We start from the raw sequence: 15666 nt of genomic DNA on the forward strand, positions 1-15666 counted from the left end.
GGGGGCTTCTTTGGGAGTGTCGGGGTCTGGGGCGGAGCCCCAGGAACCACCCGAATCGCCAGGTACGACCTCAGCCCAGCAGCGCGTCCACGAACGCGCCCGGCTCGAACGGGGCCAGGTGGTCCGCGCCTTCCCCGAGCCCGACGAGCTTCACCGGCACGCCCAGCTCCCGCTGCACCTGGAACACGATGCCGCCCTTGGCGGTCCCGTCCAGCTTCGTCAGCACGATCCCGGTGATGGCGACCTGCTCGGCGAACACGCGTGCCTGCGTCAGGCCGTTCTGCCCGGTGGTCGCGTCGAGCACGAGCAGGACCTCGTCGACCACGGCCTGCTTCTCGACGACGCGCTTGACCTTGCCGAGCTCGTCCATCAGGCCCTTCTTGGTGTGCAGGCGGCCCGCGGTGTCGATCAGCACGGTGGACACGCCGGTGTCCACGCCGCGCTTGACCGCCTCGAACGCCACCGAGGCCGGGTCGCCGCCCTCGGGGCCGCGCACGGTCTCCGCGCCGACGCGCTTGCCCCACGTCTCCAGCTGGTCCGCGGCAGCGGCGCGGAACGTGTCCGCGGCACCCAGCAGCACCGTGCGGCCGTCGGCGACCAGCACACGCGCGAGCTTGCCCGTGGTGGTGGTCTTGCCCACGCCGTTGACGCCCACGACGAGCAGCACGGCCGGCTTGCCCGCGTGCGGCAGCGCCTTCAGGGAGCGGTCCATCGACGGGTCCAGCGCCGCGACCAGCACGGAGTGCAGCAGCGCACGTGCCTCGGCCTCGGTGCGCACGCCGGTGGAGGCGATCTTCGTGCGCAGCGTGTCGACGATCTCGGTCGTGGTGGCGGCGCCCAGGTCCGCGATCAGCAGCGTGTCCTCGACGTCCTGCCACGAGTCCTCGTCCAGGTCGCCGGCGCCGAGCAGGCCCAGCAGGGACGAGCCGAAGCCGCTGCGGGACTTCGCGAGCTTGCCGCGCAGGCGCTCCAGGCGCCCGGCGGTCGGCTCGATCTCCTCGATCTCGGAGGCCTCCTCGGGGAGGTCGACCTCGACGAAACCGCGCTTGACCGAGTCGCGCGGCACGGAGGCGTCGTCACCCACACCGGGCTGGCCGTCGACCTCGGTGCGGTCGGCGACCGGGTGGTCGACCGGTGCGACGGGCTCAGGCGCGACGGGCTCGACGAGCTTGGGCGCGACGGGTGGGACGGGCTTGACGGGTGAGACGGGCTTGACGGGCGCGACGGGCTCGGCGACCACCTCCGCCTCGGCGTGGGCGACGGCCTCCGCCTCGGACGCGTCCGGCGCGGCCGGTGCGAGCGAGAAGCCGGACGAGGCCTGGTAGCCGGCCGGGCGCGGCGTCTCCTCCTTCTGGGTCAGGCTGATGCGACGGCGACGCGTCAGCACCACGCCGGTCACCAGCGCGGCGATCAGCACGACCGCGACGACGATGAGGATCAGGATCAGGGAAGACGTCACGGGAGCATCGTTTCACAGCGGTGCATGTGACCTGTCAACGAGATAGTGCTCAATTAGGCGAAGATTTCACCGCAGCTCTTGCGCCTGAACACGGTGTGGAATAGACCACACGTCGTGAGGGTGATCGGACTGATATCCGGCACGTCGATGGACGGCATCGACGTGGCCGTCGCCGACCTGGCGATCAGCGGTGACGTCGTCGAGCTCGTGCCGGTGCAGCACGCCGAGCACCCGTTCCCGAAGGACCTGCTGGAGATACCGAGGGACGCGGCTGAAGTGTGCGCCTTCGACACGTCGCTGGGGCAGGCTTTCGGCGAAGTCGCCGCCGGCTACCTCCCGGCGGACCTGATCTGCTCGCTCGGCCAGACCGTGCACCACGAGGTGCAGGACGGCGACTGCCTGGGCACGTTGCAGCTCGGGCAGCCGGCCTGGATCGCGGAGCGGACCGGCCTGCCGGTCGTCGCCGACCTGCGGGTGCGCGACGTGGCCGCCGGTGGGCACGGGGCGCCGCTGGCGAGCACGCTCGACGCGCTGTGGCTCGCCGGGATGGTCGACACGCCCGCCGTCGCGCTCAACATCGGCGGCATCGCGAACATCACCGTCGTGCGGCCGGGCTCCGCGCCCATCGCCTACGACACCGGGCCGGGCAACGCGCTGCTCGACGCCGTGGTCGAGGTCCTGTCGGACGGCCGGCGCCGCCAGGACACCAACGGGGAGTTCGCCCGCCGCGGCACCGTTCGCGAGGACATCCTCGGCAAGCTGCTCGCCGACCCGTACTACGCCACGCCGTGGCCGAAGTCGACCGGCAAGGAGCTGTTCAACGCCGAGTACCTGCACGGGTTCCCGACGGTCCCGGCCGAGGACATGCTGCGCACCCTGGTGGAGCTCACCGCGCGCACCATCGCGGACGCCTGCCGCGCGCACGACGCCGGCGTGGTCGTCGCCTCCGGTGGCGGGATGCGCAACCCGGTGCTCGTGGAAGCGCTCACCCGTGCGCTGCACCCGATCCCGCTGCGGATCAGCGACGCGCTCGGCCTGCCGCGCGACGGCAAGGAGGCCTACCTGGCCGCGCTGCTCGGTTTCCTGACCTGGCACGGCGTCGCGGGCAACACGCCGTCCGCGACCGGGGCGTCCGGGCCGCGCCTGCTCGGCAGCATCACTCCCGGCAACGGGCCGTTGCGCATGCCGCAGCCGCACGGCACCGTCGTGACCAAGCTCAAGATGGGGGACCCGAAGTGCGCGGACTAGACCTCGCGATCATCGCCCTGTTCCTCGTCGGCATGCCGTTGCTCGGCACGTGGATCGGCGGCAGGCAGAAGTCGGCCACCGACTACTTCGTGAGCGAGAAGCGCATCTCGTGGTGGGTGGTGTGCCTGTCGGTGGTGTCGGCGGAGACGTCGACCCTCACGGTGCTCAGCGTGCCCGTGATCGCCTACATGGCGACGCCCGCGCAGGGCGGCATGACGTACCTGACGCTCGCGCTCGGGTACATCGTGGGCCGGATCGTCGTGTCGTTCGTGCTGCTGCCACGCTACGTGAAGGGCGACCTCGTCACCGCGTACGCGTACCTGGGCCAGCGCTACGGCAACGGCATGCGCGCCACGGCGTCCGTCACGTTCCTGTTCACGCGCCTGCTCGCGGACGGCATCCGGCTCTTCGCCACGGCCATCCCGATCAAGGTCGTGCTGGCGCAGTACGGCATCACCGCGTCGTACTGGGTGATCGTGCTGGCGCTGGGCATCGCGATGGTGTTCTACAGCTTCTTCGGCGGCGTGCGCGCGGTCGTGTGGGTCGACGCGATCCAGATGCTCTGGTACGTCCTGGGCGGTCTCGTCGTGATCTGGGTGCTGGCCGGCAAGCTGCCCGACGGCTGGTTCGGGAAAGCCGCCGACGCGGGCAAGTTCCAGCTCTTCGACTTCACCTCGTCACCGCTGACGGGCGCCTACCCGTTCATCGCGGCGTTCTTCGGCGGTGCCCTGCTGTCGATGGCCTCGCACGGCGCCGACCAGCTGATCGTGCAGCGGCTCATGGCGACCAGGGACGTCAAGGCCGCGCAGAAGGCGCTGATCGCGTCCGGGTTCGTGGTGTTCCTGCAGTTCGCGTTCTTCCTGTTCATCGGCGTGATGATGTGGGCGTTCTACAACGGCGTGGACCCGGTGAAGGACCTGGGGCTGAACAACAAGGACGAGCTGTTCGCCCACTTCATCGTCAGCATGCCGAGCGGCCTGTCCGGCTTCGTGATCGCGGGCATCCTGGCCGCGGCGCTGTCGTCGTCGCTGGGCGCGCTGGCGTCGAGCACGGTCACCGACGTCTACGAACGCGTCCGCAAGACCCCGATGACCGACGAGGAACGCCTGCGCCACGGCCGGATCTGGACCCTGGTGTGGGCGGGGCTGCTGATCGTCTGCGCGGGCCTGTTCGCCTCCTCGAACAAGACCACGGCGGACCCGATCGTGGTGCAGGCGCTCGGCATCGCCGGCTACACCTACGGCGCGCTGCTCGGGGCCTTCCTCCTCGGCCTGGTCTTCAAGCGCGTCACGCAGGCGGACGCGGTCATCGCGTTCGTGGCGACGGTCCTCGTCGTCGGGTTCGTGATCCTGGGCGTCAAGTTCGTCGGGAACACCCCGACGATCGACTTCGCGAAGGCGGACGCGACGCGCAAGTCGTTGACCGGCTGGTGGAACACGCCCCTGGGGGTGGCGGTCACGTTGCTGGTCGGCGGGTTGCTGTCACTGCGGCACCCGGCTGGGCGTTCAGGCGGTGTGCCGGTAGGCGACGAGCTCGACGTGCAGCCGAAAGCCTAGGCGGTCGAACATCCGCTGCGAGCTCTCGTTGCCCGCGTGGATCGACGCGGCGGCCTGCGGTCGTGCACCGTGGTCCGCCGCGAGCTTCCACAGCAGTTCGGTGACGAGGGCAGCGCCCACGCCCTGACCGCGGACGTCCGGTTCCACGGCCACGAAGTCGACGTAGTACTCCTCGGGCTGCGCCTTGCCCGCGGCGTAGCCGAGCACGCGCCGGCCGTCCATGGCGACGACGACGGTGCGGTTCTCCGGTTTGGACTCGACGAGCTGCTTGCCGGACAGGTACGTGCGCGGAAAACATCGCTCGTGCAGCACGGCAACGGCCTCGTGCACGTGCGGATCGGTGGGCAGGACGCGCATCTCACGCTCGCTGGGGCACTTCGCGTCCCGCAGCAGCAGCGTGCGCAGATCCCCGTTGTCGAGCACGTGGATGGCACTCGCCTTGCCGGCGCTGAACCCGTGCCGCTCGGCGAACGCCGCGAGTCGCCGGTGGGCGGTGTGCCCGTACAGCTCGAGGTCGGTGATGCCGGTGAGCATCTCGGCGGCCCTCCGGAACATCGCGTCGGCGGTCTGGTCCCAGATCCGGCTGCCCGCCGGGTGGTTGACCGGCACGTCGACGAACGGCCCGTGCAACCACGCACGGCCCAGCTCGCTGTCGACCTCGACGCTGAACATGCCGGTGATGTTGTCATCGGCGTCGGTGGCGACCACGGTGCAGTCGGCCCAGCTCGGCTCGAACTCGCCGAGCTCGGCGCGGAGCTCGTCGACTGTCTCACCGAGGTAGCCGATGTGGTGCGCGTTGTCGGCCTGGAGCCGGACGAGCAGCGCCATCGTGGCGCTCAGGTCGCCAGGTTCGGCGAAACGGATGTCGTACATGCAGGGAATGGTTGCTCGCACGGCCGTTCGAAGCGAGGGAGTTTTCGCGGGTGTCTCAACTGACGCGGTTGAACCGGCTCTGACCTGCGCATACTCTCCTTCACAGCAGCCTGACGGTACAATCGCGCCGTGCCCGAGGAGGACCGCCCCGCCAACTCGGTGACAGGTGAGGTACCGGGGGCCGTGGTCCAGGTCCGCGGCGATCTCGACGGCGGCGTACACATCACCACAACTGCCCTTCCGGAGGTGGTCTTTCCGATACGCGTGGGCGTCGTGCCACGGCAGGCCGACTGCTACCAGGACCGCCCCGCGGACGCGCCGCTCGCTCCAGGGCTGACCGTGCTCGCCGGCATGGGCGGTGTCGGCAAGACGCAGACCGCCGCGCACCACGCCCGCACCTCCGCCGCAGACCTCGTGGTGTGGGTAACCGCCACGACACGCGAGGCCGTCCTCTCCGGCTACGCCGCGGCCGCGGTGGGCCTCCGACTGGCAGCGCGCGAGACGGACGCAATGGTCGCCTCCACCGAGTTCCTGTCATGGTTGAACTCCACCGCGCGGAGCTGGCTGGTCGTTCTCGACGACATCACCGACCCTGCCTCAGTGCGTGGTCTCTGGCCGCCCGACTCCGGCCCGACCTTGGTGACCACTCGACGGCGTGACTCCGCGCTTGCACGAGCCGACTCCCGGATCGTCGACGTGCACACCTTCAGCGCCGCCGAGTCCTCGTCTTACCTCGCGGCGAAGCTCGCCACCTACCCGCATCTCCACGACGGTGCCGAGACGCTCGCCGAAGAGGTCGGCCACCTGCCGCTGGCACTGGCGCAGGCCGTGGCCTACCTCGTCGACCGGGGCTTGACCTGCGACGAGTACATGGACAGGTTCCAACGCAGGAAGCTCAATGCGCTCGTGCCCGATCCGTCAAGCCTGCCCGACGACCACCAGGCGACGGTTGCCGTTACCTGGTCCATGTCGATCAAACTGGCGGACGCCCTCTCACCAGTGGGATTGGCCAAGCCGATGTTGCAGCTCGCATCAGTGCTCGATCCGCACGGCATCCCCGCCGCGATCCTCACGAGCGAGCCGGCTCGAGCGTGGCTGACACAGGTCACCGGCCGTTCAGTCGACTCTCACGATGCTGCCGACGCGCTGCACTGCCTGTACAGACTGAGTCTCACCCAGCTGAACACCGATCTCGGCAACCGCGTTGTCGTCTTGCACCCGCTGGTGCAGCGCGTCACGCGTGACGACATGGAAGCCGACACACGGCATGCCGTTAGGCGCACTGCGGCCGATGCGATCTACGCCGCATGGTCGGAACACCCACGCAACTTCGATCTTGTTCGTTTGCTGAGCGCCAACACCGCCGCACTCACCGCGGTCGCCATCCCCGATCTCGTCGAAGCCGACTGTCACGGTCTCCTGCTCAGGCATGGCACCTCCCTCAAGGAGACAGGGCTCGTCGACGAAGCCTGTGAGTACTACGCACGCGTGCTCGACGAGGCGCGACCTCGCCTGGGCGACTTTCACCTCGACGTTCTCATGTTCCGCTACCTCCTGGCACAGACGCGATCCCAGAACGGCTACGCCGGCGACACCCTCGATGAGCTCATCCGGCTACGAGATGACTCCACTCAAGTCCTGGGTGCGCACAGCCCGTTCACACTGGCCACGAGGCAGACTCTGGCGAACGCACGAGCGCACGCAGGTGACGCCGGCGGAGGTGTCGCCGAGTTGGAGCACCTGCTGCGCGAGGTCAGCCACCTTCACGGCGATGATCACCAGCTCGCGTTGGTGATCCGGGGAAATCTGGTCGGCTATCGGGCTTTCGACGACGCGGACGCTGCCGTTCGGGATCTCGAATCACTCGTCGAGGACCAGACCCGGCAGGGTGGTGCGGACCACAGGACCACCATTCTGATCCGGCTCGGACTGGCGGCGGCCCGTGTGCACGCGGGAGATTTCCGTCGAGCGATCGATGAGCTCGAACAACTCGTCGAGGTCTCCACGAAGGCCGTCGGTGCTGACCATCCGCACACGGTGAGGGCGAACGGTTTCCTGGCCAAGCTGCGTGCGGGGCCGACGTGACGCAGATCTCAGCATACTGGCAAATCAACAGGTGATTCGAGCGGCAACCACCAGATTCGGGCTTGCAGCCCAGGTGAGGGTGGGGGACTCTTCTACGGTGAGTGAGGAAACGATCCAACTCGATCTCAACGAATCCGGGGTGGCCGTCGACCTGCCGCTGCCGACGAACAACCGGGACCAGGTCCAGGGTGTTCCGTACCGGCCGGTCGAATTCCGTGACGATGATCTGCCCACCGCCCTCGAACGTGCCGCCGCGTGGCTGCGGCAGACGCAGGAGTGGCTGGGCGAACCCGTGGACGTCATCGCGGTCCACCTGGACTACGACGACACCAAGGGGAACCCGTACTACGACCTCAAGTTGCTCTGCAACGACGAGGACCTCGCGGGTGTGCCCAGGGTCATCCGGGACAAGGAAGGTACCGCTACCGGCGAGTAGCCGTTCCGGCTACTTTCTGAGGCATGTCGGATCTCGTGTACCCCCCGGTGATCGCCGCGGCCAAGCTCATGTTCCGCGTGCTCGACCTGCGGATCACCGTCAAAGGGGCGCATCACGTGCCGCATGAGGGCGGGGCGGTGCTGGCGTCGAACCACGTCAGCTACCTCGACTTCATCTTCGGCGGTTACGGGGCGCTCCAGTCGGGGCGGCTCACGCGGTTCATGGCGAAGCACGAGATCTTCGCCAACAAGATCGCAGGCCCGCTCATGCGCGGCATGCACCACATCCCCGTCGACCGGAGCGCGGGTCAGGCCTCCTACCAGCAGGCACTGTCCGCGCTCCGCGGCGGCGAGGTCGTCGGGATCTTCCCCGAGGCGACCATCAGCCAGTCGTTCACCGTCAAGGACATCAAGTCCGGGGCGAACCGGCTCGCGCACGAGGCGGGTGTGCCGCTCGTGCCCGTCGCCCTGTGGGGCACGCAGCGGTTGTGGACCAAGGGGCGCAAGAAGGACCTCACGCAGCGGCACGTGCCCGTCACCATCCTGATCGGCGAGCCGTTCGAGGCCTCCCCCGGCGACTCCGGCGACGAGTTGCTGCGCGAGCGGATGCAGGACCTGCTCGACACCGCCCAGGCCGACTACCCCAACGAGCCGGGTGCGTGGTGGGTGCCGCGGCACCTCGGTGGCACCGCGCCGACACCGGAGGAAGCCGCGCGGCTCGACGCGCGCAGGCCTGAGTAGACCCCATCGAACCGCCTCTGACCTGCGGATGCAAGGTTTCCACAAGCTCGGCCGTGCACAGTTTGTCCTGCGAGCCGGGACGTGGTGCGGTGGAACTGGGGGATCACACCCCGCCCGGAGCGCGAGCTGCGTCAGAGCGGTGGCGAGGGGGCTCCCGGAGGGGGAGGCCACCGCGCTGACGCAGCCGGAAGGCCGCGACCGGAGCCGGTTCACGCCCCCCAGGCGCCCGCTCCGGTCGCCCTCGTCCTAGGCCTCGTTCGCGGGCTCGGGTTCCTCGCCCTTCGTCCGCAGCCGCTGCGAGATCACCTGCGAGATGCCGTCACCGCGCATCGAGACGCCGTACAGGGCGTCCGCGATCTCCATGGTCGGCTTCTGGTGGGTGATGATCAGCAGCTGCGAGTGTTCCCGCAGCTGCTCGAACAGGCTGATCAGGCGGTGCAGGTTCGTGTCGTCCAGCGCCGCCTCGACCTCGTCCATCACGTAGAACGGTGAGGGGCGGGCGCGGAAGATCGCCACCAGCATCGCCACGGCGGCCAGCGACTTCTCGCCGCCGGAGAGCAGCGACAGGCGCTTGACCTTCTTGCCGGGCGGGCGGGCCTCCAGCTCGATGCCGGTGGTCAGCATGTCACCGGGCTCGGTGAGCACCAGCCGGCCCTCACCGCCGGGGAACAGCACCTTGAACACGACCTCGAACTCGCGCGCCACGTCCTCGTAGGCCAGCGTGAAGACCTCCAGGATCTTGTCGTCGACCTCCTTCACGACGGTGAGCAGGTCGCGGCGGGTGTCCTTGATGTCCTCCAGCTGCGTGGAGAGGAACTTGTAGCGCTCCTCCAGCGCCGCGAACTCCTCCAGCGCCAGCGGGTTGACCTTGCCCAGCAACGACAGGTCGCGTTCGGCGCGCTTGGCGCGGCGGGCCTGGGTGTCGCGGTCGTAGGGCGAGGGCTGCGGCTCGGAGACCTGCTCGCCGCGTTCCTTCGCCGCCTGGTACTCGGCGAGCTCGGCGGCGGTGGCGGGCACCACCACGTCCGGGCCGTACTCGTTCACGAGGTCGTCGAGGCCGATGCCGAAGTCGTCGGCGATCTTCGTCTCCAGCTGCTCGATGCGCATGCGCTGCTCGGCGCGCAGCACCTCGTCGCGGTGCACGGCGTCGACGAGCTTCTCCAGCTCGCCGGACATCTCGCGCACGAGGTTGCGCACCTGGGTCAGCAGCAGCTCGTGCTGGGCGCGGCGTTCCTGGGCCTGGTCGCGTTCACGGGCGGCGCGGGCGAGGGAGACCTCGATGCGCTCCAGCGCCTGCTCACCGCCGCGCACCACGGCCTTCGCGACCACGGCGCCACGGGCGCGGTGGGCGGTGGCGCGGGCGTGGCGTTCGCGGGCCTCGCGTTCGGCACGGGCGGCGCGGCGCAGGCTGTCGGCCTTGCCCTGCAACGCACGCGCGCGTTCCTCGGCGGTGCGCTGCACGAGCCGGGCGTCCATCTCGGCCTGGCGCGCGGAGGCGAGCTCGGCGGCCAGCTCGTCGCGCTGGTCGGTGTCCGGCTCGTCGTCCATGGTCTGCTCTTCTTCGGCCATCAGCAGCCGCTCTTCGAGCTCGCCCAGCTTCAGCAGGGCCTCCTCGCGCGACCGCTCGACCTTCGCGCGCTGCTCGGTGATGCGGCCGACCTCGGCCTGCGCCGAGCGCACCGCGGCGGCCATCCGGTTCAGCCGCTCGCCGGAGCGGGCCTGGCGGACCTTGGCCTCCTGCACGGCCTCCTTGACCGCGTCGAGCACCTTGCGGCGGGCCTGCTGCTCGGCACGGGCGCCCTCCAGCGCCGCGGAGGCGTGCTGCAGCGCGCGTTCCGCGGTGGCCAGCTGCTCCTGGGCCTCGTCGACCGCGGCCTGCACCTCGATCACGCTCTGGCCCTGGCCGCCGGAGCCGCCGACGGCCCAGTCCGTGCCGAAGAGGTCACCGTCACGGGTCACCGCGCGCACGTTCAAGCCGGCCGCGGTGTCCAGGTCGTCCACCACGGCGAGGCGGTCGAGCGCGCGGGCCAGTGCGGGACGCAACGCCTCGGGCGCGTGCACGACGTCGACCGCCCACCGCGCACCGTGCGGCAGCGGTCCCCACTGAGCGGTGTCCACAGTGGACCCATGACCGCCGATCAGCACCCCCGCGCGGCCGGCGTCCTTCTCCTTCAACAGCTTCAGCGCCGCGAGCGCGCCGTCACCGGAGGACACCGCCACGGCGTCGGCGATCGGGCCGAGCGCGGCGGCCAGCGCCACCTCGTAGCCGGGGTCGACGGTCAGCAGCGCGGCCACGGACCCCAGCAGGCCAGGCACGTCCGACGCGAGCAGCGCGCCGGCGCCGTCCTTGCGCGTCAGACCGAGCGACAGGGCGTCGACGCGGGCCCGCCACGACGCGATGTCGCGTTCGGCGGTGCGCTCGGCCTTGACCAGCTCCTCGACGCGCTGGCGGCCCGCGTCGTTGGCCTGCACGGCCTGGCGGAGCCGTTCGTCGAGGTCGTTGTCACCCTCGTCCTCGAAGCCGGTGACGGCCTGCGCCTCGGCCAGCTCGACGGACGCGAGCTCGACGCGTTCCGCGGCCTCGGAGAGCGTGCCGGAGAGGCGTTCGATCTCCTCGGCGGTCGCGTTCGTCTTGCTGCGCAACGCCTCCACCTGACCGGACAGCCGCGCGAGGCCCTCCCGGCGGTCGGCGATCGCGCGCACGGCGGCGATGTGCGCCTTCTCGGCCTGGGAGACCATGCGCTCCAGCTCGGCGCGCGTCTCCACGGCCTCCGCCAGCGCGATCCGGGCCTCGGTCACGCCCTCCTGGAGCTCCAGCTCCATCTCGGCGGTCTCCTCGGCCTCGCGGTCGAGGTCGTCCGGGTCACGACCGCGCGACGGCGCGTCCACGTCCGCGGACAGGTGCCGGGCGCGTTCGGCGGCCAGGCGGACGGTGCCGCGCAGGCGTTCCTCCAGGGCGGACAGCCGGTACCAGGTGTCCTGGGCGGCCTGCAGCTTCGGGGTGTCGGCGGCGACCCGCTCCTCCAGCTCGTTCTGCTGGTGCTGGGCGGCCTGCAACGACTTCTCGACCTCGGCGCGGCGTTCGCGGGCCCTCGCCTCGTCGTGCTCCTCCTGGGCGATGGCCGCGCGCTGCGTCACGAGGTCGTCGGCGAGCAGGCGGAGCTTCGAGTCCCGCAGCTCGGACTGCACGACCTGGGCGCGGCGGGCGATCTCGGCCTGCTTGCCCAGCGGCTTGAGCTGGCGGCGCAGCTCGGCGGTGAGGTCGGTGAGGCGGGTCAGGTTGGCCTGCATCGCCTCCAGCTTCCGCAGCGCCTTCTCCTTGCGCTTGCGGTGCTTGAGGACGCCGGCCGCCTCCTCGACGAACGCGCGCCGCTCCTCCGGCTTGGACTCCAGGATCGCGGCGAGCTGGCCCTGACCGACGATCACGTGCATCTCGCGGCCGATGCCGGAGTCCGACAGCAGCTCCTGGATGTCCATGAGGCGGCAGGAGCTGCCGTTGATCTCGTACTCGGTGGCGCCCTCGCGGAACATCCGGCGGGTGATCGACACCTCGGTGTACTCGATCGGCAGCACGCCGTCGGAGTTGTCGATCGTCAGCGTCACCTCGGCGCGGCCCAGCGGCGCGCGGCCGGAGGTGCCCGCGAAGATGACGTCCTCCATCTTGCCGCCGCGCAGGTCCTTGGCACCCTGCGTGCCCATCACCCAGCGCAGCGCGTCGAGCACGTTGGACTTGCCGGACCCGTTGGGGCCGACCACACAGGTGATGCCGGGCTCGAAGCGCAGCGTGGTAGCCGAGGCGAAGGACTTGAAGCCCTTCAGCGTCAGGCTCTTGAGGTGCACGCCGCGCAGAGTACCCAAGCGCTTGCGCCGGTTGCGGGAGGCGGGGGCCGACCTGCGCCCCTAAGGGCGGAGGGTGACCAGCAGGCCGCTCTCGTCCGACACCTCCAGCCGGTCGATCTGGTCCACCCGGAACGACGTCGAGCCGGGAATCCGCTCGTCAGCGGTGTGGTCGGACCCCCACCAGCCGCCGATCTCCCGCTGCCCGCGCCGGTCGAACACGATGACCTTGCAGCGCGCGCCCGGTTTGACGTTGCCGAGCTTGAACCGCAGCTCGGTGCCCCAGGTCTTCTGGATCATCGCGACCTCGGCGTTCACGCCGGTGCCGGCGTCCATCGCCGCCCACGTCGGTGCGGGCGGTGGCCGCAGGAACAGGATGCCGCCGGCGAGCGCGAGTGCGACGAGCACGGCCGCGCACACCAGCAGCACACGGCGGCGGCGACGGTGGTCGCGGACCGGTTTCGGCGGCTCGGCGGGCAGCTCGTCGAGGTGCTCGACCTCCCGCAGGCTCAGCCGGCCGAGCAGGCCCGGCAGCGGGGCGAACCGCAGCACCTCGGCCCGGCACGCTTCGCAGCCGGGCAGGTGGCGTTCGAACGCAGAGCGCTCCTTCAGGTCGAGCGATCCGAAGAGGTAGGCGCCGACGTCGACGGTGTGCGCGCAGCTCATGCCTCGGTCACCCCTCTCTCCTCCAGGGCGTCGCGCAGCGCCCGCAACGCGTAGAAGCAGCGCGACTTGACCGTGCCCGGCGGGACGCCGAGCGTCTTGGCGGCCTCCGCGACCGTGCGGCGCCGGTAGTACAGCTCGATGACGACGGCGCGGTGCTCCGGTGTGAGGGCCCGCAGCGCCGAGGCGATCTGCCACGCCTGCAGCACGTGCTCGACCTGGTCGCTGACCGGTGGCAGGTCCACGGGTTCGAGCGGCACCTCGGTCGCGCGTGCGCCGCGGCGCCGGTAGCCGGAGATGACCAGGTTCTTCGCGACCGTGTAGAGCCACGGTGCCGCGTCGTCGGGTTCCAGCTCGTCGTGGTGGCGCCACGCCCTGAGCAACGTCTCCTGCACCACGTCCTCTGCCTGTTGGTAGTCGCCGTCGACCAGTCGCAGCACGTAGTGCAGCAACGGGCCTCGCCAGCGTTCGTACAGCTGGTTGAGGACGTCTTCGCCGGAGTCCACGGTCTCCTCTACGCCACCGGTCGCCGGAAGGTTCAGCGTTCGACGAAGCCGTTCAGGCCGCCGCGGGCGCCGGACCACTGCTCACCCACCGATTCGACATGGCCGGGAGTTTCACCCGAACGGAGAGCCTTCAGGAGTTGTTCACACTTGTCCCGTGGTCCCTCCGCGACCACCTCGACCCGGCCGTCCTCCCGGTTCGAAGCACTCCCCACCAGGCCGAGCTCCAGTGCTCGGGCCCGCGTCCACCAGCGGAAACCCACGCCTTGCACTCGTCCGCGCACCCACGCGTTCAGTCGTACGTCCACCTCCGAATGGTCGCGCAGTGACCCGAGGTGACCGAAGACGCACCCTGGGCTTATCACCCATTAGTGGTACGGTCCCCAGCCGTGAGTGCCCGCAGCCTCTTACTCGGCCTGCTGATCGGTGCGACCGGCGTCGGCGGCCTCGCCGTCAGCGGCACCTCTCCCCTCGGCATCGGTGTCACCTCCGCCGCGCGGCAGGAGAGCACCGACGCGGCGAACCAGTTCGGATCGGGCAGCGCCGCCGCACCCGGCAGGCAGACCGCGGGCGGCACCCCCGTCCAGGGCACCGCCACCCCGTCGTCGTCCTCCTCCGCTCCCACCACGTCCACGACGACGGCGACGCCCTCCTCGACCTCCTCGTCGGCGGCTCCCACCACCACGACGACGACCCAGTCCGAGGCGCCCAAGCCGCCGGACCCGCCGAAGCCGCCCACCGGTGACAAGACGCCGGAGCAGGCCGTGCTCGCCCTCGTGAACGACGCCCGCGCCGCGAAGGGCTGCAAGGCGCTCGTGATCGACGACCGCGTCACCACCGCGGCCCAGGCGCACAGCACCGACATGGCGAGCCGCAAGTACTTCAGCCACGACACCCCCGAGGGCGTGGACTTCGCCGAGCGCATGAAGGCGGCCGGGTACCCGAAGCCCGGCGGCGAGAACATCGCGCAGGGCTACCGCACCGCCGAGCAGGTCATGCAGGGCTGGATGAACTCCTCCGGCCACAAGGCGAACATCGAGAACTGCAAGTTCACGACCATGGGCGTCGGCCTGGACACCCGCGGTTTCTACTGGACGCAGAACTTCGGCTTCTGACGGCTCCACAGACGGCTACTGACGGTTCGAGCAGGGGAAACTTCGTGTACGAGAGCCCGGAACCCGACGCGCGTTCACGCTTTCGCGGTGCGCCCCAGATCATCCTCGCCGCCTCCGGCGTGGTGCTGGCCACCGTCTTCGCCGCGGTCGCCTCGCTGGCCGCGGGCTCGGACTCGGCCGCGGAGGCGCCCGTCCAGCAGCCGCCGCGCAAGGAGGCCGTGCGCGACGCGCTGAGCACCACCTCCACCACGGTGCCCACCACCTCGTCGGTCGCGGAGGTGACCTCGACGACGGCGGAGACGACCACGTCGGCCACCACGACCACGACGAAGCGGCCCACGCGGGTCACCACGATCACCCGCCCGGACGGCACCACGACGACGGTGACGACCGAGGAACCGCCGCCGGTGACGACGAACCCGACGACCACCACGACTGTCGTGACGACGACCACCGCGATCACGACGACCACCACCACGACGGCGCCGGCCACAACGACCACGGCGCCGTAGGGTTACGCCCGTCCCCACGACGTGACACAGGGTTACACGAAGGTGTGGCCCTGCTGAGGTCTTGGTGCGTTTCCGCCGATAACTCGAACGCAAAGCCATCCAACCGGGTTTCCCACGAGGAGATGGGTGTGTTCGAGGTAGATCATCCGCAGTCACCCGGCTCGCCGGCCGCACCGCAGAAGAAGCGCGTCGGCACGGCCGTCGTGCTGGCCGCCGGTGGCGTCGTCGTGGCCACGCTGTTCGCCACCGTCGCGGCCATGCTCGCCGGCTCCGGCCAGGAGGCCGCCCCGGAACGCGCGACCGCGGACGTCGTGCAGACGCTCACCTCGGTGGCCCCGGACGGCAGCACCAGCACCGTCGTCGTCACCGTGTCGTCGTCGGTCAAGGGGGCGGGCAAGGCCGGCTCGGACCGCAGGCAGGCCGCGCGTCCCGACGAGCAGCCCCGGCCGCAGGAGCCGGCCGCGCAGCCGCAGGTGACGACGAACCCCGCGGTGCCGACCGAGACGCACAGCAACCCGCCGACGTCGTGGACCGAGCCGGCCACGTCCACCCCGTCCACCGGGTCGTCCACGTCGAGCACGGCGCCGACCACGCCGTCGTCGACCGTCGGCACCTCGCCGGTCCCGCCCCAGCCGTAGG

General features: G+C 70.4%; 14 protein-coding genes. 8 read left to right on the top strand and 6 right to left on the bottom strand.

Features of this window, described 5'->3' with window-relative positions:
• Positions 1 to 70 precede the first annotated feature (70 nt).
• A complete protein-coding gene (ftsY, locus tag ACZ7CF_RS25980; protein ID WP_470370786.1) occupies positions 71 to 1459 on the bottom strand; it encodes a signal recognition particle-docking protein FtsY in 1389 nt (462 codons plus the stop codon).
• 114 nt (positions 1460 to 1573) lie between these two features.
• On the opposite strand from ftsY, the gene ACZ7CF_RS25985 reads away from it, so the two are divergent.
• Positions 1574 to 2707, top strand: a complete 1134-nt coding sequence (locus ACZ7CF_RS25985) for an anhydro-N-acetylmuramic acid kinase (protein ID WP_360391059.1) — start codon at positions 1574 to 1576, stop codon at positions 2705 to 2707.
• Positions 2695 to 4263 (top strand): sodium:solute symporter, encoded by a 1569-nt coding sequence (locus ACZ7CF_RS25990; protein ID WP_360391062.1) that lies wholly within the window; start codon positions 2695 to 2697, stop codon positions 4261 to 4263. The genes ACZ7CF_RS25985 and ACZ7CF_RS25990 overlap by 13 nt, the downstream gene beginning before the upstream one ends.
• Here ACZ7CF_RS25990 and ACZ7CF_RS25995 read toward each other — a convergent pair.
• Positions 4213 to 5136, bottom strand: coding sequence for a GNAT family N-acetyltransferase (locus tag ACZ7CF_RS25995; RefSeq protein WP_360391065.1), 924 nt, complete (start codon positions 5134 to 5136; stop codon positions 4213 to 4215). The two genes, ACZ7CF_RS25990 and ACZ7CF_RS25995, sit on opposite strands and share 51 nt — an antisense overlap.
• A gap of 129 nt (positions 5137 to 5265) precedes the next feature.
• Between ACZ7CF_RS25995 and ACZ7CF_RS26000 the strand changes: the two genes are divergently transcribed.
• The 3 genes from ACZ7CF_RS26000 (at position 5266) to ACZ7CF_RS26010 (ending at position 8397) form a co-directional block, all read left to right on the top strand.
• Complete coding sequence (locus ACZ7CF_RS26000; protein WP_470370787.1) at positions 5266 to 7221, top strand: DUF7779 domain-containing protein; 1956 nt, start codon at positions 5266 to 5268, stop codon at positions 7219 to 7221.
• 97 nt (positions 7222 to 7318) lie between these two features.
• The gene (locus tag ACZ7CF_RS26005) at positions 7319 to 7657 is read left to right on the top strand and encodes a hypothetical protein (RefSeq protein WP_360391070.1); all 339 of its coding nucleotides are present in this window, start codon (positions 7319 to 7321) and stop codon (positions 7655 to 7657) included.
• A gap of 23 nt (positions 7658 to 7680) precedes the next feature.
• Positions 7681 to 8397, top strand: a complete 717-nt coding sequence (locus tag ACZ7CF_RS26010; RefSeq protein WP_470370788.1) for a lysophospholipid acyltransferase family protein — start codon at positions 7681 to 7683, stop codon at positions 8395 to 8397.
• A gap of 246 nt (positions 8398 to 8643) precedes the next feature.
• Here the strand turns inward: ACZ7CF_RS26010 and smc are convergent, their stop codons facing one another.
• Genes smc through ACZ7CF_RS26030 form a run of 4 tightly spaced genes read right to left on the bottom strand, consistent with a single transcriptional unit; the run spans position 8644 to position 13726 of the window.
• Positions 8644 to 12237, bottom strand: coding sequence for a chromosome segregation protein SMC (gene smc / locus ACZ7CF_RS26015; protein WP_470370789.1), 3594 nt, complete (start codon positions 12235 to 12237; stop codon positions 8644 to 8646).
• Between the two features lie 60 nt (positions 12238 to 12297).
• Positions 12298 to 12900, bottom strand: a complete 603-nt coding sequence (locus ACZ7CF_RS26020) for an anti-sigma factor family protein (RefSeq protein ID WP_470370790.1) — start codon at positions 12898 to 12900, stop codon at positions 12298 to 12300.
• Positions 12897 to 13403: a sigma-70 family RNA polymerase sigma factor gene (locus tag ACZ7CF_RS26025; RefSeq protein ID WP_360391082.1), complete on the bottom strand. Its 507-nt coding sequence runs from the start codon at positions 13401 to 13403 to the stop codon at positions 12897 to 12899. Before ACZ7CF_RS26025 ends, ACZ7CF_RS26020 begins: the two co-directional genes overlap by 4 nt.
• Before the next feature lie 32 nt (positions 13404 to 13435).
• Positions 13436 to 13726, bottom strand: coding sequence for an acylphosphatase (locus ACZ7CF_RS26030; RefSeq protein WP_470370854.1), 291 nt, complete (start codon positions 13724 to 13726; stop codon positions 13436 to 13438).
• Positions 13727 to 13789: 63 nt separating this feature from the next.
• Here ACZ7CF_RS26030 and ACZ7CF_RS26035 point away from each other — a divergent pair, with 63 nt between their 5' ends.
• The 3 genes from ACZ7CF_RS26035 to ACZ7CF_RS26045 all read left to right on the top strand — a co-directional run bounded on the left by ACZ7CF_RS26035 (position 13790) and on the right by ACZ7CF_RS26045 (position 15665).
• Positions 13790 to 14515: a CAP domain-containing protein gene (locus ACZ7CF_RS26035; RefSeq protein ID WP_360391085.1), complete on the top strand. Its 726-nt coding sequence runs from the start codon at positions 13790 to 13792 to the stop codon at positions 14513 to 14515.
• A gap of 44 nt (positions 14516 to 14559) precedes the next feature.
• A complete protein-coding gene (locus tag ACZ7CF_RS26040) occupies positions 14560 to 15027 on the top strand; it encodes a hypothetical protein (RefSeq protein WP_360391088.1) in 468 nt (155 codons plus the stop codon).
• 128 nt (positions 15028 to 15155) lie between these two features.
• Complete coding sequence (locus tag ACZ7CF_RS26045; RefSeq protein ID WP_360391091.1) at positions 15156 to 15665, top strand: hypothetical protein; 510 nt, start codon at positions 15156 to 15158, stop codon at positions 15663 to 15665.
• Position 15666 lies beyond the last annotated feature (1 nt).

The organism is Lentzea sp. NPDC036955, from assembly GCF_055608005.1.